Below are 18822 nucleotides of genomic sequence, written 5' to 3' on the forward strand. Positions count from 1 at the left end.
CACGGCCCCCACACCCACCAGGACGAGCAGGGCCGCACCACCGAGCGTGACGGGGGCCATGTACCGCCGGGCACCCGAGCGGGCCGGAGTCGCAGCGCCTTCGGGGGATTGAGTGTCCTCACCGAATAAATCGTCCTGGATGGAGTTGCCCATGCAAAAATTCCCTCGAGATCGCCCGTGCGTGTCCACGACCGGACCGTGTTCTCCCCGGGCCCGGTGCGTTCACGTGACTTTACCGCGTGCCGGCTTCCCCGCGCACAACCGCTCGTGAGAGCGCAGCACCGACGTCAGGACCGGTTGGCCCCGAAGACGATGTCGTCCCAGCTCGGCACGGAGGACCGCTTGGCCTTGGGGGTGCGACCCCGTGGGCCCGGGGCGGGACGGTCGCTCGATCCCGATTCGTCCGTGGTGTCCGCATCGCCGGAACGGGCCGGTTCGTCGGTGCCCTGCGCGGCGGGCTCGTCCTCGTCCGCCACGTCCGTGGCCGTGCCGGAGGCGTCGACGGCGAACGCGCTATCCGACGTCGTGTCGCGCGCTTCGGTCTCCGTGGCCGCGTGTTCGTCCTCACCGGAGTTCTCCGACCCGGAGTCCTCAGGCGCGGGATCCTCGGACGTGCAATCCGCAGGCTGGTGGTCCGTGACGGCGGAGGGGACGTTCTCGTTCCGGGAGGCTGCGGGGGAGTCATCGTACGAGCCCTTCCCGAACGGCACGGCGGGGGCAGCTGCGTTCCGGGAGGGGGTGGCGTCGTCGTGTTCGAGGGGGGTCGAATCGTCGACGATCTCGATCCCGTCGTCCTGGGCGAGGGCTTGGGCCTCGGCGACCTGCGAGGCGGCCGGCTGGATGGGCCGGTCGAACACCGTGGAATCCTCCGGGGCGTCGATGGGGCGCGGGCGCTGGTCCACCTGACCCATGCCGCGGCCGAGGATCTCCGCGAGCCGGTCGTCGCCCGCCTCGTCCGAGCCGATCCGCCGTCCGCGGCGCGACTGCAGGACGTCGAGCAGGTCGTCCGCCTGGCTCGCCTCGTGCTGCAACTGCCGCAATGTCGCGGTGGGTGCGGGGGGCAGCGCGTGGGCGGCCGCGCCGAGCGGGCCGGTCTCCTGGTGCTCCTGACCCAGCGCGTGCGCCCAGTCGTTCTCCGGACGCACGGTCCGGTTCGCGGGGTTGTAACTCCACTGGGCGGGACCCGGGATGTCCGGGGCGTCCTGCGAGGCGTCCTCCGCGGAGAAGCTCAGCTGCACGGTCCACAACTGGTCCTCGCGCAACCACGCGTCCCAGTCGAAGGACGAGCGGTCCACCCCGAGCTCGGCGGCACGCTCGTCCACGGTCTCGCGCAGGGTGCGGGGCTCGCCCTCGAACACGGAGCGGTAGCCCTCGTGGGAGGGGTTGGTCCCGGAGACCGTGACCCGGCACGCCTCGGCGACCACGTGGGAGCGTTCGGCCAGGATGGGCCATTCGTACCGCTTGACGCGTTCGGCCTCCCACCCGGACTCGGCCACGACGTCCTCGACGCTCGCACCGGCGCGGAAGCGGGCCTGGATGTCACGCGGACCGAAGGACCCTCCGCCGCGTCCATGAGAGGGGCGCTTGCGGCGCGCGTGCTGGATCGTCTGACGCAATTGCTGGTCGATCTTCAGCCGGTACCGGGTCGAATCGGGGGTCTCCACGATGAGGTGCTCACCGTCGTCGTGCACTCCTACCAGGCGCAACTGCTCCATGCTGTCCTTCCCTCGCCGTTGGGGGCACCACGCGATCCGGGGTGCGCTCGGCGCGCTCGTAGCGTCAGTGTAGTGGCACGCCCGGGCGCCGTTCGGGACCGGGGGGACGGCCACCCGCACGGGCACCGCGTGTGTCATCCGGACGAGCGGATCCACCGCCCGAGGTGGAAATCTTGCTCTGCGAGAAAACCTCGGCGTCGCCACTGGCTTTTTCCGCGTCCATGGTGAACAATCTACGCGACACGGCCCGGGGGTAGAGCCCTCGGGAGGTGTTTTTCGCAGGGATTTTCGTGAAGACCGGTTGGAGCGGATAGACATATGGCCACAGACTACGACGCACCGCGTAAGCAGGACGAAGACCTCAAGGAAGACTCCATCGAGGAGCTCCAGTCCCGGCGGTCGGACCAACAGTCCGGAAGCGTTGACGAGGACGAGGCCACCGCGGCGGAGAGCTTCGAACTCCCCGGCGCGGACCTCTCCAACGAGGAACTGTCCGTCGTGGTGCTCCCAGCCCAGGACGACGAGTTCACGTGTGGCTCGTGCTTCCTGGTGCGCCACCGTTCGCAGCTCGCCGAGGAGCGCGATGGCGTGAAGTACTGCTACGAGTGCGTGGGCTGAGCCCCGGGTCCACGACCGCATGACGACGGGCGCTCACCCTCGGGTGAGCGCCCGTCGTCTTTCTGCTCGTCCGTGATCGTGATTGTCAGGCCCGGTCGCCGCGGTCGCTCGCCGAGCGGGAGCCCGCATTGATCGCCTCGGCCAACCGCTCGGGGTGGCGGGTCGCGGTGAGCCAGTACGGGGTGGGGTCCACCGGGTCCACGATCTCGATCCGGCACAGGTCCGGCATCGACACACGGAAGTTCATGAAGGCGCGCCCGTCCAGGTCGGGTCCACGCGCAGCACGCGCCTCGGCGCCGACCAGCGGACGGGCATCGCCCACGTACTGCCGTTCGATGTACGCCCGGCCCACGCGCAGGTCCTGGTCGGTGACCACGATGCTCGGCGCCCCCAGGTGCAGCACGAGCCCGATCACGACCATCAGCACCACCGCGACGATCACGCCCACGGCGATGCTGATGGGTGCCACGGCCACGAATCCGGCCGCGCCCACGAAGACCACGATGAGCCATACCCACCACGCGACGATCAGCTTCTCCTCGTACTGCACGTCCGCTCGGACGTTCTCCTGGGCGTGGGACGGGTGCTCTGCGGGTGAGGACGCCGCGGCCGCCCCGGAATCTGGGTGGGAACTCATGCCCCCACCTTGACACATTCCCCCTGGACGCCGCCCGCGTCCGCGCCGTCAGGCCCGCGCGTTACAGTGGGGCATTGTGACCGAAATGAGCGAGTCGGCCGCGGTGACCGTGGCCCTGCACCTGTTGGACCCGGACCTGCCCGCCCCCGCCTATGCACGTCCCGGTGACGCCGGGGCGGACCTGCGCGCCCGCCACGACGTCGAACTCGGCCCGGGTCGGCGCGCGCTCGTGGACACAGGGGTGGCGCTCGCGATCCCCGCGGGGTACGTGGGTCTCGTGCACCCGCGCTCCGGGCTCGCGGCCAAGCATGGGCTGACCGTGGTCAATGCACCGGGCACCGTGGACAGCGGCTACCGTGGCGAACTCAAGGTGTGCCTGCTCAACACGGATCCGCATGAGAGCTACACGGTGCGCCGCGGTGAGCGGATCGCCCAGCTCGTGATCCAGGAAGTGATCACCGCCCGCTTCGAGCTCACCACCGAACTCCCCGACAGCGAGCGCGGTGCGAGCGGATTCGGGTCCACGGGGGCCCGCTGATCGCCGGCCCTCGCCCCCGCAGATTCCCCACCCACTCTTGGAGCAACTGATGTTCGGACGTAAGAAGCGCAACCGCGAGGCCTCGGAGCAGACACCGACCGAGTCCACGACCGCGTCGGCTGTCACCGAGGCCGCCCCGGACCAGGACGCGCCGGATCCTCGCGCCAACGGCCCGTGGGACGAGAGCGAGATGCCGGGTGAGCGCGCCGAGTACCTGGATCTCGGGGCCCTGCTGCTGAAGCCGGTCGCGCGCGTGGACGTGCGCGTTGAGCTGGATCCGCGGGACCGGGTGCCGCGGGCCGTGAACATGGACTTCGGGGGCGGTTCCGTCCAGGTGCAGGTCTTCACGGCCCCCAAGTCCTCCGGGTTGTGGGACGAGGTGCGCGCCGAGCTCGTGACCGGGTTGCGGCGGGACGGGGGCGACCCCACAGTCTCCGACGGTCCCCTGGGCATGCAGGTGAACGCGCAGTTCGCGGGCGTCACACCCTCCGGCGAGAACGGGTTCCGGCTCGCACGCTTCGTGGGCATCGACGGTCCGCGCTGGTTCCTGCGCTGCGTCTACACAGGCGACGCCGCGCTGCCCGGGCCCACTGCGGAGGTGCTCGATGACGCCGTGCGCGGGCTCGTCGTCGTCCGCGGCCAGGACCCGCACCCGCCGCGCGACCTGCTCGCGCTCACGGTCCCCGAGGACGCCGAGGTGCACCCCGCGGGCGCGCCGACCGGTGCGGACGAGGACGCGGGTCGGACCCCGGCGGAGCCAGGCGCCGCGGTGCAGGAGCCGCGGCGCGGCCCCGAGATTACCGAGATCGGCTGACCCGGGTGGTCAACAACCCGCTCACGGGCGCGATCGACGTCGTCGCCGAACCCGAGGCCCACGCGGAGGACCTGACCCCGGAGCATCGGGCGCGGCAGCGGCGCCGTGCGGTCGTGGAGGGCGTGGTCGTGGAGGTCACGATCGCGCCCGTGACCGCGCCGCCGTACTACCGGGCGCTGCTGCGCGTGACGAACCCAGGGACGCAGCCGTGCACGCTCGAACTGTTGTGGCACGGTCAGCACGTGGTCCCGGGCGTCACCGCCGGCACCAAGCTGCGCTGCCTCGCCGTGGTGTGCTTCCCGGACGGGGTGGCCACCATGTACAATCCGCGCTACGAGATCATCACCCCCAAGAAGGCCGTGCGATGACATCCCCGCCGGACCCCACGGAACCCGCACCGCAGAGCGCGGGCGACCGCATGGGCCGCGCCGCCGAGGATTTCGCCCGGCGCTCGGGCCTGCGCCGCGACGCCAACGGCCAACTGGACGTGCTCAGCGCCGTGGGCGGCTGGCGCGGCGTGATCGAATCCATCCTCCCGGGACTCGTGTACCTCGCGTGTGTGGTGCTCACGGGGGAGTTGGTCCCGGCGTTGTTGGCGTCACTGGGCACGGCCGCCGTGTTCACCGTGCTCCGGCTGGCGCAGCGCCAGGCCGTGACCCAGGCGATCGCCGGGCTCATGGGCGTGGGAGTATGCACGCTGTTCGCCCGCGCGGGCGGGCAGGCGCTGGACTACTACGTGCCCGGGTTCATCACGAACGTCGTGGCGCTGGTCCTGTTGAGCATCTCGGCGGCCGTTGGGTGGCCGCTGCTGGGCGTCGTCTTCGGCTACGTGCGCGGTGAATCCGTGCAATGGCGCCGCGACCCGCTGCGGCGCGTGGCCTATCAGCGGGTCAACGGTCTGCTCATCGCGATGTTCGCGACCCGGTTGCTCGTGCAGGTCCCGCTGTACGTCGCGGAGAACGTCACGGCGCTCGGGATCACGCGCTTGGTGATGGGGGCCCCGCTGTACGCCGCTGTGCTGTGGGTGGCATGGCTGTGGAGCCGCCCTCGCCGCGAGCAGCCTGCAGGTTGACGTCCCGGGCCGTGGTGAACATGGCCCGCAACTGGTCCTCACCCTCCGCCGTGGTGATGAAGAACAGCTCGTCCCCGCTCTCCAGGACATCGTCGCCGGACGGTGCGATCGGCACGCCGTCGCGCAGGATCGCCACGAGCGCCACGTCCTGGGGCCACGGCACCTGGGTCACGGTGCTCGCGACCACGGGGTGTTCCCGGGGCACCGTGTAGGCGGAGAGCGTGGCCGAGCCGGTCTGGAAGCTCAGCAGGCGCACGACGTCGCCCACCTCCACGGCTTCCTCCACGAGCGCCGTCATCAACCGCGGGGTGGATACGGCCACGTCCACGCCCCACGCGTCGTCGAAGAGCCACTCGTTCTTGGGGTGGTTGACACGCCCCACGGTGCGGGGCACCCCGAACTCGCTGCGCGCGAGCAACGAGACGACCAGGTTGGCCTTGTCGTCACCGGTCGCGGCCACGACCACGTCCGCCTCCTCCGCGCGCGCCCGCTGCAGGACATGGAGATCGCACGCGTCCCCCACAACCCACTGCGCACCGCGCAGGTTGGAGCGTCCGATCACCTCCGCGGTGGCGTCCACCACGACCACGTCGTGGCCGTGCGACAACAGTTCCCGAGCGATCGAGGATCCCACGGACCCTCCGCCTACGATCACCACGTGCATCAGTCACGCCCCCGCGTCCCGGGGGTCGCGGCGAGCGCCACGGCCTCCATGACCTCGTCCGACGGCGGTCGGGACAGCACCCGGGCCACGCGTTCCACGTCCTCCACGCGCATCATGGCGTGCACGATGTCCCCCTGCTGGTAGCTCGTGTCGCTCGCGGGCAGGATGCCCTCCCCGAACCGGGTCACGAACGCGACCCGCACACCGGCGGCCTCCTCGATCCGGTCCAGGTGCAGTCCGGACCACGCGTCGTCCAGGGGCAGTTCCCCGAGCTGCAGGCGGCCGGAGGCCTCCCGGAAGTCACCCGTGATGGCGTGTTCGGGCAGGATGCGGCGCAGCACCTGGTCCGCGCTCCAGCGCACGGACGCGACCGTGGGAATGCCCATGCGCTGGTAGAACTCCGCGCGGGTGGGGTCGTAGATCCGGGCGACCACGTGCTTGACCTTGAAGGTCTCCCGCGCCACGCGTGCGGCGATGATGTTGGAATTGTCCCCCGAGGAGACCGCGGCGAACGCGTAGGCGTCCGCGATCCCCGCGCGTTGCAGCACCTCGCGGTCGAAACCGTGGCCCGTGACCTTTTTGCCGCTGAACGAGGGCCGCAGTTTGCGGAACGCCCGGTCGTCCTGGTCGATCACGGCAACCGTGTGCCCTGAGTCCTCGAGGGCGTGCGCGAGGGTGATCCCCACCCGGCCCACGCCCATGATCACGAAATGCGCCATGAGCCACAGCATAGGGCCCGCGGCACGGGACAAGGCCCGGCCGAGGGACTAGCGTGTTCCCACGTGTATGTGTCCCAAATGCTGCGCCGCGCGCTCGTGGGCAAACCGATCCACAACGAGCGCGCCGCGGGCACGGTGCTCTCCAAGGGCACCGCCCTGCCGGTGTTCGCGTCCGACGCCCTGTCCTCGGTCGCGTACGCCCCGGATGAGATCGTCCTGACGCTCGCCCTCGCGGGTTCCGCGGCGATCCTGCTGTCCCCGTGGGTGGGCCTCGCGGTTCTCGCCGTGCTCGCGGTGATCATCACCGCGTACCGGCAGAACGTGCGCGCGTACCCCTCGGGCGGGGCGGACTTCGAGATCGCGTCCAAGAACCTCGGCCGGCCCGCCGGTGCCGCGGTGGGTGCCGCTCTGATGGTGGACTACACGCTCGTCGTGGCCGTGTCCATGGCCGCCGCCGCGCAGTACCTCGCCGCGGCCGTCCCGTGGCTCGTGGGTCACCAGACGGTCGTGGCCGTCGCGGGGATCGCGCTCGTGGGCTTGCTCAACCTGCGCGGACTCAAATTCATGGGTCGCGCGTCCTCGGTGCCCACGTACGCGTTCGTGGGGGTCGTGCTGATCCTCGTGCTCGTGGGCTTCGTCCAGGACGTCACGGGAACACTGCAGCGCGCGCCGTCGGCGGACTACGACGTCGTCCCGGCCGCGGGCATGGACGGCGGGCTCATGGGCCTGGCCGGGGCCATGCTCGTGCTGCGCGCGTTCTCCTCGGGTGCCGTGGCCCTGACGGGCGTGGAGACCATCACGCACTCCGTGCCGTTCTTCCGCAAGCCCAAGGCCCTCAACGCGGCGCGCACGCTCGCGGTGCTCGGAGCGCTGTCCGCGGTGTTGCTGCTCGGGGTGCTCTACCTGACCCGGCGCACGGGCGCGGTGGTCGTGATGGACCCCGCGCGGCAACTGTTGATCGACGGCCGCGCACCGGAGCCCGACTTCTACCAGGTGCCCATCCTGGGCCAGATCGCGCAGGCCGTGGCGGGGGTGGATTCCGTGTGGTTCGTGATCCTCGTTCTCGTGACCGTGGGCGTGCTGTTCATGGCCGCGAACACGGCGTACTCGGGCTTCCCCGTGCTGGCCTCACGCCTCGCGTCCGCCGCATTGCTGCCCCGGCAGTTGCAGAGCCGGGGGGACCGCTTCGCGTTCACGAACGGCATCATCCTGTTGTCCGTGGTCGCGGCGGTCTTCACGATCGTGTTCGGCGCGAACGTCAACGGGCTCATCCAGCTGTACGTGGTGGGGGCGTTCTTCGCGTTCACGCTGACCCAGGCGGGCATGGTGCGGCACTGGGCCAGGGTGCGCCGCACGAGCACGTCGCAGAGTCCGCACCGCCAGATCGCCGGGCGCTGGGCCGTGGCGGTGATCGCCCTGATCGCGTGTGCGGCGGTGTTCGTGGTGGTACTCGTGACCAAGTTCGCCCAGGGCGCGTGGCTCACGATCGTCGCGATCGCCCTGATCACCGTGCTGATGCGCGCCATCGGGCACCACTACCGCTCGGTGGACACCGAACTCGAGGTGCACCAAAACTCGGGGGTGCGGGCCCTGCCGTCCCGCGTGCGCTCGATCATCGTGGTCACCTCGGTGCGCAAGCCCGTGGTGCACGCCCTGACCTATGCGCGGGCCTCCCGTCCGTCCAGCCTCGAGGCCGTGGTGGTGGACACGGACCGCGCGCGCACCGAACAGATCGTGAAGCAGTGGGAGGCCCTGGAGATCCCCGTGCCCGTCACGGTCCTCGCCTCGCCCTACCGCGATACCGTGGGACCCGTCATCGCCCACATCCGCGGCATCCGCCGCAAGTCCCCGCGGGACCTCGTGATCGTGTACCTGCCCGAGTACGTGGTGGGCCGCGGATGGGAACGCTTCCTGCACAACCAGGCCATCCGCCCGTTGCGGACGCGGCTGCACTACGAACGCGGAGTCATGATCGCCTCCGTACCCTGGCACCTCGAATCGGTGCGCGAACTACGACTCACGGAGAACAACGAATGACCGAGTCCCCCGATCACCTCGAGCTGCGCCTGGGCGCCGTGGCCCACGGCGGCCACATGGTGGCCCGAACGGACGAGGGGCGCGTGGTCTTCGTGCGCCACGGGCTGCCGGGGGAGCTGGTTCGGGTGCGGCTCACCGACCGGGACCCCGCGGCGTCGTTCTGGCGCGCTGACGTCACGGACGTGCTCGAACCCGTCCCCGGGCGCCGGGAGGTACACCCGTGGGAGCAGGCGGACGCGCTCGTCGCAGCGGGCGCGGACCGGTCACCGCTGGGCGGGGCCGAGTTTGGGCACGCGGATCTGACGACCCAGCGCGAACTCAAACGCCACGTGATCGCCGAGCAACTGGGCCACCTGGCCGGCCACGACTGGGACGGCGAGGTGCAGCCCGTCGCGGGGGAGAGCCCCGACGGCACCGGGTGGCGCACCCGGTTGCACCTGGACGTGGCCCCCGACGGCACACCCGGGATGTACCCCCACCGCAGCACCGAGCTCGGTCCCGTCACGGACATGCCCCTGGCCACGGACGCGATCCGCGCCCTGGCCCCGTGGTCGCTGGAGTACCCCGGTGCGGCCCGCGTGGACGTCGCCGCGCCGGCAGGGGGAGCGGCACCGCTGCTGCACGTGGGGCTGCGCCCGGATGCCGCGCCCGAGCAGGTCACCGCCCTGCGGGATCGGTTGAGCGCATGGGCGGGGGACCGCGGGGTGAGCGTCACCGCGCGCTCGCCGCACGAGCGGGACACCCAGTTGTGGGCGGGCACCGACCACGTCCAGGAGACCCTCGAGTTGCCCGGCGCTACCGATCCCGAGCCGCTGCGCTGGCGCATAAGTCCCACGGGCTTCTGGCAGATCCATCGCGGCGCTCCCGGGACCCTCGCCCGCGCGGTACTGGACGGCGCCGGTCTGCGCCCCGGGGACAGCGTGTGGGACCTGTACAGCGGCGCCGGTCTGTTCACCGCGGTGGCCGCGCGCGCCGTGGGCCCCACGGGGTGCGTCTTCGCGGTCGAGGGCTCGCCCGTGACCTCCGCCGACGCCGCCCACAACCTCGCCCGCGCCCCGCACGTCACGAGCGTGCGCGGGGACGTGGCGCGCGTGCTCACTGGACCGGGCGGGCGGGGTGGGCACCGGGGCCGGGGTGCCGCAGCGGCGTCGTCCCGGCGGGGTCGTGGTTCCACACCGCGGCCACCGCGCCCGGACGTCGTCGTCCTGGACCCGCCGCGCGCCGGTGCGGCCAAGGAGGTCCTGGCCGCGGTGGACCGTGCCGCACCGCGCACGATCGTGTACGTCGCGTGCGATCCCGCCGCGCTCGGCCGGGACCTGGGACGGTTGCGGCGCCGGGGCTGGCGGATCGAGGGCGTCGAGGCATTCGACCTGTACCCGAACACGCACCACGTGGAAGCCGTCGCGGTGCTCAACTGCGAGGGCTGAACCGGGCGGCCGAACGACGGCCCACGTCATCGTGACGCGGACGCCCGGGAATCCCCGGAGTGACGGAGCGCACGGGCTACACTGACAGGGACTGTTCCACGCGCGGGGGACACCTGTAGTGTGCCGCGCGCGCCGAACGCAACCGACGGTGGCGAGAGGAGTTCCACACCATGACTGTGGACAGCTTTGGAGCCAAGGACGTTCTCAACGTCAAGGGCACCGACTACGAAATTTTCCGACTGGACGCCGTGGAGGGAGCCCAGAAGCTCCCCTACAGCTTGAAGGTCCTGCTCGAGAACCTGCTGCGCACCGAGGACGGTGCCAACGTGACGAGCAAGCACATTGAAGCCCTGGGCAACTGGGACCCCGAGGCCCAGCCCGACACGGAGATCCAGTTCACCCCTGGTCGCGTGATCATGCAGGACTTCACCGGCGTTCCCTGCATCGTGGACCTGGCCACCATGCGTGAGGCCGTGGCAGATCTCGGCGGCGACCCCTCCCGCGTGAACCCGCTCGCCCCGGCCGAGCTGGTCATCGACCACTCCGTGCAGATCGACGTGTTCGGTTCCGCGGACGCGATCGAGCGCAACATGGACATCGAGTACCAGCGCAACGGCGAGCGCTACCAGTTCCTGCGCTGGGGCCAGACCGCGTTCGATGACTTCAAGGTGGTCCCGCCCGGGATGGGCATCGTCCACCAGGTCAACATCGAGAACCTGGCCCGCGTGGTCATGACCCGCGAGGTTGACGGCACGCTGCGCGCCTACCCGGACACCTGTGTGGGCACCGACTCCCACACCACCATGGAGAACGGCATCGGCGTGCTCGGTTGGGGTGTGGGTGGCATCGAGGCCGAGGCCGCGATGCTCGGTCAGCCCATCTCCATGCTGATCCCGCGCGTGGTGGGCTTCAAGCTCACCGGCGAGATCCCCTCCGGTGCGACCGCCACGGACGTGGTGCTGACCATCACGGAGATGCTGCGTGAGCACGGTGTCGTGGGCAAGTTCGTGGAGTTCTACGGTGAGGGCGTGGCAGCGGTGCCGCTGGCCAACCGCGCCACGATCGGCAACATGTCCCCGGAGTTCGGTTCCACCGCGGCGATCTTCCCGATCGACCAGGTGACCCTGGACTACCTGGCGCTCACGGGCCGCTCCGAGGAGCAGATCGCCCTGATCGAGGCGTACACCAAGGAACAGGGCATGTGGCACGACCCCGAGCACGAGGTCGCCTACTCCGAGTACCTCGAGTTGGACCTGTCCACCGTGGTCCCCTCGATCTCCGGGCCCAAGCGTCCCCAGGACCGCATCGAGCTGACCCGCTCCAAGGAACAGTTCCGAGACGACCTCGTGAACTACGTGGCCGAGGACAAGTCCGTGGAGGTGGACCCGGACGTCGTCGAGTCCTTCCCGGCCTCCGACGCCCCCTCCCACGACGCGACCGACGAGCAGGACCCCCAGGACGCGCCGCGCAAGAGCTCCGCGGACGACATGAGGGAGCGCCCCGAGCACCGAGTGGAGGTCTCCATGGAGGACGGCCGTCACTTCGAGCTGGACCACGGTGCCGTGTCGATCGCCTCGATCACGTCCTGCACCAACACGTCCAACCCCTCGGTGATGATGGCCGCGGCCGTGCTCGCGCGCAACGCCACGGAGAAGGGCCTCAAGGCCAAGCCGTGGGTCAAGACCTCGATCGCCCCGGGTTCGCGCGTGGTCACCGAGTACTACGAGAAGTCCGGTCTGGTCCCGGCGCTCGAGGAGCTCGGCTTCTACATCGTGGGTTACGGCTGCACCACGTGCATCGGCAACTCCGGCCCTCTGGAGCCCGAGATCTCCCAGGCCGTGCAGGAAAACGACCTCGCCGTGACCTCGGTGCTCTCCGGTAACCGCAACTTCGAGGGCCGAATCAACCCGGACGTGAAGATGAACTACCTCGCGTCCCCGCCGCTGGTCATCGCGTACGCGCTGGCCGGGACCATGGACTTTGACTTCGAGAACGAGCCTTTGGGCCAGGACTCGACCGGTCAGGACGTGTTCCTCAAGGACATCTGGCCGGACCCCACCGAGGTCCAGAAGATCATCGATGCCTCGATCGACACCGATATGTTCGACCGCGAGTACGGCACCATCTTCGACGGTGACTATCGCTGGCAGAACCTGGACACCCCCAAGGGTGACGTGTTCGAGTGGGACCCCGAGTCCACCTACGTGCGCAAGCCACCGTACTTCGAGGGCATGACCATGGAGACCACTCCGGTGGAGGACATCGAGGGTGCGCGCGTGCTGCTCAAGCTGGGCGATTCCGTGACCACGGACCACATCTCCCCGGCCGGTTCGTTCAAGAGCGACACGCCCGCGGGCAAGTACCTCACGGAGCACGGCGTGCAGCGCAAGGACTTCAACTCCTACGGTTCCCGCCGTGGTAACCACGAGGTCATGATCCGCGGTACGTTCGCGAACATCCGCATCAAGAACCAGCTGCTCGACGGCGTGGAGGGCGGTTTCACCCGCGACTTCACTCAGGAGGGTGGCCCGCAGGCCGCCGTGTACGACGCCGCGATGAACTACCAGGAGGCCGGTGTTCCCCTGGTGGTGCTGGGCGGCAAGGAGTACGGCTCCGGTTCCTCGCGTGACTGGGCGGCCAAGGGCACGTCCCTGCTGGGTGTGCGCGCGGTCATCGCGCAGTCCTACGAGCGCATCCACCGTTCCAACCTGATCGGCATGGGCGTGCTGCCCCTGCAGTTCCCCGAGGGCGAGTCCGCGGACTCCCTGGGGTTGGACGGCACCGAGACGTTCTCGATTGAAGGGGTCACCGCGCTCAACGACGGCCAGACCCCCAAGACCCTGAAGGTCACGGCCACCAAGGAAGACGGTTCCACCGTGGAGTTCGACGCCGTGCTGCGCATCGACACCCCGGGTGAGGCCGACTACTACCGTAATGGCGGCATCCTGCAGTACGTGCTGCGTCAGATCGCCAAGTAATAGGTCCTCGGATCGTACCGTCGGCCGGTGATCCCCGCTCGGGGGTCACCGGCCGACGGCGTTGCGGGCGCCGTTCGCCGTGGCCCAGGCCATGCGACGGGACGGGGCCCCGGCCAGGGCGAGTAAGATCGGACGGAGCATTCGGGCGCATCATGATCCCCCCGCCGGACGAGCACCCGTCCGGTGCGGGCCCGAAGAGGACGAGACATCCACGGAGAGCAGGCTATGACGCTTCTGGAGACCATCGAGGGACCCGAAGACCTACGGGGGCTGGACGCCGCGGCCATGGAGCAGTTGGCCGCCGAGATTCGTTCCTTCCTGATCACCCACGTCTCCGCGACCGGGGGTCACCTGGGGCCGAACCTGGGTGTCGTGGAGCTTACCCTCGCGGTGCACCGCGTGTTCGACTCGCCCCAGGACTCGATCGTCTTCGACACCGGGCACCAGTCCTACGTGCACAAGCTCGTCACGGGTCGCCAGGACTTCGACACCCTGCGCCAGGAGGGTGGCCTCGCGGGCTACCCGTCCCGCGCGGAGTCCGAACACGACATCGTGGAGTCCTCCCACGCGTCGTCGTCCCTGTCCTGGGCGGACGGGATCTCGCGCGGTTACGCGCTCACGGGCCAGGACGACCGGCACACCGTCGCGGTGATCGGGGACGGGGCCCTGACCGGTGGCATGGCGTGGGAGGCCGTGAACAACATCGCCTCGGACCGGGACCGCAAAGTCGTGATCGTGGTCAACGACAACGGCCGCTCCTATGCGCCCACCGTGGGCGGGTTCGCGAACCACCTGCGCGAGCTGCAGGCCAGCGTGCAGCAGGGCGTGGACGCCGTGCGCACGGACCGCCGCTACGAGCAGACCCTCGCGAAGGCTAAGCGCCTGCTGACGTCCTCGGGCCACCTGGGCCAGGCCGTGTACCGCGGTCTGCACGGGATGAAGCAAGGTATCAAGGACGTGGTGGTCCAGCAGGGGATCTTCGAGGACCTCGGCATGAAGTACGTGGGTCCGGTGGACGGCCATGACCTCGCCGCGATGGAACAAGCGCTCACGAATGCCCGCAACTTCGGTGGCCCGGTCATCGTCCACGCCATCACCGAGAAGGGCCACGGCTACTTGCCCGCCCGCCTGGACGCGAACGACCAGTTCCACTCCGTGCCCGTGATCGACCCCACCACGGGCAAACCCACGAGCACCGCCTCGGCCCGCTCGTGGACGCACGTCTTCCGCGACGAGATCGCCGCGATCGCGGATGAGCGCGAGGACATCGTGGGCATCACCGGCGCCATGTTGATCCCCATGGGACTGCAGAAGATGCAGATGGCACACCCGCAGCGCGTCGTGGACGTGGGGATCGCCGAACAGCACGCGCTGACCATGGCCGCGGGCATGGCGTTCAGCGGGCTGCACCCGGTCGTGGGCCTGTACGCGACGTTCCTCAACCGCGGCTTCGACCAGCTGCTCATGGACGTGGCCCTGCATCACGCGGGCGTCACGGTCGTGCTGGACCGCGCGGGCGTCACCGGCCCGGACGGGCCGAGCCACCACGGGATGTGGGACCTCGCACTGTTGCAGATCGTGCCGGGGCTGCACCTCGCGGCCCCGCGGGACGAGGCCACCATGGTCGAGGAGCTGCGCGAGGCGGTTGCCGTCTCCGACGCACCCACCGTGGTGCGCTACCCCAAGGGCGCGGTGGGTGCGCCGCTGCCCGCCCTCGAGCGACTGAGCGGCGGGGTGGACGTCCTCGCCCGCAACGGCGAGGCCTCCGGCAAGGGCGTGGATCACCGCGACGTGCTGATCGTGGGCGTGGGCGCCATGTGCGTCACCGCGCTGGACGTCTCCGAACGTCTCGCCGCCCACGGTGTCTCCTCCACCGTGGTGGACCCCCGCTGGGTGCTGCCCGTGCCGCAGGCGGTCGTGGAGCAGGCAGCGACGCACCGGATCGTGGTGGTGATCGAGGACGGTGTGCGCGCCGGGGGCATCGGTTCGCTCATCCGCCAGGAGATGCGCGCCCAGGGCGTGGACACCGCGCTCAACGAGGTGGGGTTACCCACCGAGTTCCTCGAGCACGCGAGCCGCGAGCAGATCCTGCAGCACACGGGGTTGACCGCCCAGCGCATCGCCCAGGACACGCTCGCGTCCGTCCTGGGCACCAAGGTCCCGTACGCGCGCCCCGTGGCCGAAGACGCCGCGCAGCTCACCGTGCCGCGCTCCGGGGAGCAACCGCGCGACGAACGCTGAACCACCAGCGCTGATCCACGAATGCGGATCCGGGGACGCTGCTCCACGGACCGTTCGCCGCCGGACAGATGTGGTGCGTGGCGAACGGATCCGCGCGGTTCAGCCCACGATGACGCGCCCGTTGCGCACCGTGACCGGGTACTCAGTGAGTCCCCTGGGTGCGGGCCCGCCCTTGACCTCGCCCGTGGCCATGTCGAACGCCGAGCTGTGGCACGGGCACACGTACTGCCGGTTGGCGGGATTGACGATGCACCCCTCGTGCGGGCACACGGGAGAGAACGCGGTGAACGTGCCCTCGGTGGGCTGTCCCACCACGGCCTGCACACCACCGGAGTCCACCTTGACCCCCGACCCCACGGGGATGTCCGCGGCGGCGGCCACGTCCACGGGGGTGGCCGGCGCGGTGGGGGTGGCCGCGGCGTCGTCGTCCGATCCGCCGCCCGAACCGCACGCGCTCAACCCGACCGCGCCCACAGTGGCGATCCCGGCGGCACCCACGGCGCGTCGGCGCGTGAACAACGCGGGGGAGGGGGTCTTGGTCCGGGCGGCGGGGTCTTCGGGCAGGGGTGGGACGGTCATGGCGGTGCGATCCTTTCGACGCGGTGGCTTCAATCCTAGGACCGGTCACGGCGCGGCGTGGGGCGCGGGGGCGGGGTGTTTCCTCAGTACGATGGGACCAGGAGCGGACGGGTGGATCCCGGTCCGCGGTACAGGAAGGAAGGCACCATGATTAAACGTCTTGCATTCGTCGCCGGTTTCGGAATCGGCTTCGTGGTCGGCTCCGCGTCCGGTCGCAAGAGCTACGAGTCCCTGCGCGAGAGCGCGCTGAACACCTGGAACGACCCCAAGGTCCAGGCCAAGGTCTCCGAGGGTACGGACTGGGTCAAGTCCGAGGTCCCCGTGGTGGGCGAGAAGCTCGCCGAGGGCGCGCAGAAGGCCGCCGGCACCGTGGGCGCCAAGGCCTCCGAGGGCGCGGCCGCCGTCAAGGACAAGGCCGCCCAGGGTGCCGCGTCCGTTAAGGACAAGGCGCAGGGCGGTGCCGAGGCCGTGAAGCAGAAGGCCTCTCAGGGCGGTCAGGATTCCGGTACGCCCGCGAAGCACTCGGACGCCGAGCTGCCCGAGCCCGCCGTGACCGAGGACGAGGTGGACATGAAGCCCGCGCACCCGGGTCCGGACGCCAAGGACATGAAGAACTGATGCGACGGGCGGCACGGGTCATGTGACCGCGCCGCCGCGTGACAACGGCCGTGCACCTTCGTGGGTGCACGGCCACTGTCGTGTCGTGGCCGGAGCGGTCCGGTGCACGGCCGGTTCCGCGCCCTCGATCTACTCGTGCCCCTCAGTGGTCTTCTCCGCCCGACGCCGCGAGCGCAGTTCACGCCACGCGGCCCCGATCACGGGCGTCACGTGCTCGACCTGCCACGAGCGGGCGCCGAGCTCGCGCAACCGGGCGGCCACGGCGTCGTCGGCGGTGGAACGCGGGGGCTGCCAGCAGAACCGGCGCAACAGTTCGGGCGTCAGGAGGTTCTCGGTGGGTAACTCCAGGTGCTCGGCGAGTTCCGCCACGGCGGGTTTGAGGACCTTGAGCCGTGCCGCTGCCTCCGGGCGCTTGGCATCCCAGCCCTTGACCGGCGGGAGGGCGTTGGAGGGGATCGTGGCGGGGACGGGCTCCTCGGTGTTGCGGGCGTCCTGGACCGCGGTGAGCCACCGGGTGGCCTCGCGCGAGGCCAGGCGACCGTGGAAGCCCGGGGTGGCCATGAGCTGCGGCACGGTGCGGGGCATCGCGTTGGCGGCCGCCACGATCGCCGAGTCCGGGAGCAACCGTGTGGGCGCGAGGTCCTTGTGCCGCGCGAGCGACTCCCGCGCCTGCCACAGATTGCGCACCGCGGTCAGCTTGCGCCGGCCACGGACGTTGCCCACGCCGTGGGTGCGCCGCCACGGATCCTGGCGCGGTGCGGGCGGGGGCAGGGTGCGGATGTGGTCGAATTCTTCGAGCGCCCAGTCGAGCTTGCCCGCCTGGACCAGGCGATCCTCCGTGGCCCAGCGCAGCTGCACGAGCACTTCGACGTCCAGTGCGGCGTAGTTGAGCCAGTCCACGGGCAGCGGGCGCTGGGACCAGTCCACCGCCGAGTGCTCCTTGGACAGCGTGAATCCCAGCAGCTCCTCCGTCATGGAGGCGAGGCCCACCTTGCGCAGCCCGAGCAACCGACCGCCCAGTTCGGTGTCGAAGAGCCGGTCCGGGTGCATGTCCAGTTCGGCGAGGCAGGGCATGTCCTGCGTGGCCGCATGCAGCACCCACTCGACGTCGCGCAGGGCCTCGTTCACGACCGCCAGGGACCCCACGGCCTCGGGATCGATCAGGATCGTGCCCGCGCCCTCGCGGCGCAACTGTACGAGGAACGCGCGCTGCCCGTAGCGGAACCCCGAGGCGCGTTCGGTGTCGATCGCCACGGGACCCGTGGCCGCGGCCAGTTGCTCCGCGGCGCGCGTGAGGCCGCGGGCGGTGTCCACCACGCGGGGGAGCCCCTCTGCGGGGCCGTTGAGATGCACGGTCGCGGGAATGTGCAGATGCTCGAATCCGGGGACCACGATCTCGGGTGGCTCCGGAGCTCGAGAGGGCCTGGGGTCCTTGGCGTTGCTGTTGATGGGATGTTCCTCGGAGGGTGGATCGGCGGCGGTGCGGGTGATCCGCACCGCCGGACGGGACGGATGACGGGGCCGGTTACAGGTAGGTGACGCCCTCGTGATGGGGTGGCAGACCGGCGGCGGTGCATAACACCTGGGCCCACGCACCCAGGTGGGTCAGGGCCCAGTGCGGCGGGCCGATGTGGGGCACCGGGGTCCAGGACGCCCGCACCTCCACCTGGGCGGAGTCTGCATGTTCGGTCAGGCTCCCGAAGTGGCGCTCCACCGTGCGGGAGGCCGTACCGCCCTCGGCGGTAAACTGCGCACCGTGCTGGGTGAGCGTGTCCGTGAGCCAGGACCAACCGACGTCGGTCAGCAGGTCGTCCCGGCCCATGGCGGTGTCCGTGCGGGACCGGAACCAGCTCACGATCCGGAAGGGACCTTCCCAGGGCTGCGGGCAGGACTCGTCGTACAACACCACGAAACGCCCGGCCGCCGGTGCGTCGTCCGCGGTGCGGGGCCGGTCGGGTGCGGTGTCGCGCCGATGGGGACCCCGGACGACTTCCGCGGCGAAGGAGATCGCGTGCGGAGCAAGTCCGTGCGGGGGGACGATACGGCGCAGTGCGATCTCCGGGCGGAAGCGGGCAGTCTCCAGGGCTTGCACGACTGCGCGAAACACGTCCGGAGTGCTGTTCAGCTCGGTTACCGCTCCCACAAGGTCACAGTAACCACACCGT

At 70.3% G+C, this 18822-nt stretch carries 17 protein-coding genes; 10 read left to right on the forward strand and 7 right to left on the reverse strand.

Annotated features, from left to right (window positions below):
• Positions 1 to 287: 287 nt before the first annotated feature.
• The gene (gene sepH, locus RF646_RS03595) at positions 288 to 1715 is read right to left on the reverse strand and encodes a septation protein SepH (protein ID WP_368835226.1); all 1428 of its coding nucleotides are present in this window, start codon (positions 1713 to 1715) and stop codon (positions 288 to 290) included.
• Between the two features lie 318 nt (positions 1716 to 2033).
• Here sepH and RF646_RS03600 point away from each other — a divergent pair, with 318 nt between their 5' ends.
• Entirely contained in the window at positions 2034 to 2333 is a 300-nt protein-coding gene (locus RF646_RS03600) for a DUF4193 domain-containing protein (protein WP_368835227.1), read from the forward strand.
• Positions 2334 to 2418: 85 nt separating this feature from the next.
• Here the strand turns inward: RF646_RS03600 and RF646_RS03605 are convergent, their stop codons facing one another.
• On the reverse strand, positions 2419 to 2970 hold the full coding sequence (locus RF646_RS03605) for a DUF3093 domain-containing protein (RefSeq protein WP_368835228.1): 552 nt from the start codon (positions 2968 to 2970) through the stop codon (positions 2419 to 2421).
• A gap of 85 nt (positions 2971 to 3055) precedes the next feature.
• Between RF646_RS03605 and dut the strand changes: the two genes are divergently transcribed.
• From dut to RF646_RS03625, 4 genes are read left to right on the forward strand one after another with little or no spacing between them, the layout of a single operon-like run.
• Positions 3056 to 3508 carry a dUTP diphosphatase gene (gene dut, locus RF646_RS03610; protein ID WP_368835229.1) on the forward strand — a complete coding sequence of 151 codons (453 nt, stop codon included), beginning with the start codon at positions 3056 to 3058 and terminating at the stop codon, positions 3506 to 3508.
• 49 nt (positions 3509 to 3557) lie between these two features.
• Positions 3558 to 4322 (forward strand): DUF3710 domain-containing protein, encoded by a 765-nt coding sequence (locus RF646_RS03615; protein ID WP_368835230.1) that lies wholly within the window; start codon positions 3558 to 3560, stop codon positions 4320 to 4322.
• A 5-nt stretch (positions 4323 to 4327) separates the two neighbouring features.
• Positions 4328 to 4690, forward strand: a complete 363-nt coding sequence (locus RF646_RS03620; protein ID WP_368835231.1) for a hypothetical protein — start codon at positions 4328 to 4330, stop codon at positions 4688 to 4690.
• Entirely contained in the window at positions 4687 to 5394 is a 708-nt protein-coding gene (locus RF646_RS03625) for a DUF3159 domain-containing protein (RefSeq protein ID WP_144996808.1), read from the forward strand. The genes RF646_RS03620 and RF646_RS03625 overlap by 4 nt, the downstream gene beginning before the upstream one ends.
• On the opposite strand, the gene RF646_RS03630 is transcribed toward RF646_RS03625, so the two are convergent.
• Together RF646_RS03630 and RF646_RS03635 are read right to left on the reverse strand one after the other, a co-directional pair.
• The gene (locus tag RF646_RS03630) at positions 5300 to 6058 is read right to left on the reverse strand and encodes a TrkA family potassium uptake protein (protein ID WP_368835232.1); all 759 of its coding nucleotides are present in this window, start codon (positions 6056 to 6058) and stop codon (positions 5300 to 5302) included. The genes RF646_RS03625 and RF646_RS03630 overlap by 95 nt on opposite strands.
• Positions 6058 to 6777, reverse strand: coding sequence for a TrkA family potassium uptake protein (locus RF646_RS03635; RefSeq protein ID WP_064846787.1), 720 nt, complete (start codon positions 6775 to 6777; stop codon positions 6058 to 6060). Before RF646_RS03635 ends, RF646_RS03630 begins: the two co-directional genes overlap by 1 nt.
• Positions 6778 to 6840: 63 nt before the next feature.
• Between RF646_RS03635 and RF646_RS03640 the strand changes: the two genes are divergently transcribed.
• From RF646_RS03640 to dxs, 4 genes are all read left to right on the forward strand, one after another.
• Positions 6841 to 8814: an APC family permease gene (locus tag RF646_RS03640; protein WP_368835233.1), complete on the forward strand. Its 1974-nt coding sequence runs from the start codon at positions 6841 to 6843 to the stop codon at positions 8812 to 8814.
• Positions 8811 to 10241 (forward strand): class I SAM-dependent RNA methyltransferase, encoded by a 1431-nt coding sequence (locus RF646_RS03645; RefSeq protein ID WP_368835234.1) that lies wholly within the window; start codon positions 8811 to 8813, stop codon positions 10239 to 10241. Before RF646_RS03640 ends, RF646_RS03645 begins: the two co-directional genes overlap by 4 nt.
• A gap of 170 nt (positions 10242 to 10411) precedes the next feature.
• Positions 10412 to 13219: an aconitate hydratase AcnA gene (gene acnA / locus RF646_RS03650; protein WP_368835235.1), complete on the forward strand. Its 2808-nt coding sequence runs from the start codon at positions 10412 to 10414 to the stop codon at positions 13217 to 13219.
• Positions 13220 to 13444: 225 nt separating this feature from the next.
• The gene (gene dxs / locus RF646_RS03655; RefSeq protein WP_085105967.1) at positions 13445 to 15460 is read left to right on the forward strand and encodes a 1-deoxy-D-xylulose-5-phosphate synthase; all 2016 of its coding nucleotides are present in this window, start codon (positions 13445 to 13447) and stop codon (positions 15458 to 15460) included.
• 99 nt (positions 15461 to 15559) lie between these two features.
• On the opposite strand, the gene RF646_RS03660 is transcribed toward dxs, so the two are convergent.
• Positions 15560 to 16039 (reverse strand): Rieske (2Fe-2S) protein, encoded by a 480-nt coding sequence (locus tag RF646_RS03660; RefSeq protein WP_085105968.1) that lies wholly within the window; start codon positions 16037 to 16039, stop codon positions 15560 to 15562.
• A 147-nt stretch (positions 16040 to 16186) separates the two neighbouring features.
• On the opposite strand from RF646_RS03660, the gene RF646_RS03665 reads away from it, so the two are divergent.
• Positions 16187 to 16657 carry a hypothetical protein gene (locus RF646_RS03665; protein ID WP_085105969.1) on the forward strand — a complete coding sequence of 157 codons (471 nt, stop codon included), beginning with the start codon at positions 16187 to 16189 and terminating at the stop codon, positions 16655 to 16657.
• A 129-nt stretch (positions 16658 to 16786) separates the two neighbouring features.
• Here the strand turns inward: RF646_RS03665 and RF646_RS03670 are convergent, their stop codons facing one another.
• Positions 16787 to 18154, reverse strand: coding sequence for an HRDC domain-containing protein (locus RF646_RS03670; RefSeq protein WP_312794099.1), 1368 nt, complete (start codon positions 18152 to 18154; stop codon positions 16787 to 16789).
• A gap of 28 nt (positions 18155 to 18182) precedes the next feature.
• Positions 18183 to 18764, reverse strand: coding sequence for a DUF3000 domain-containing protein (locus RF646_RS03675; protein ID WP_240505542.1), 582 nt, complete (start codon positions 18762 to 18764; stop codon positions 18183 to 18185).
• Between the last annotated feature and the right edge of the window lie 58 nt (positions 18765 to 18822).

Source organism: Kocuria sp. CPCC 205261 (genome assembly GCF_040981025.1).
Taxonomy (GTDB): Bacteria; Actinomycetota; Actinomycetes; order Actinomycetales; family Micrococcaceae; genus Kocuria; species Kocuria marina.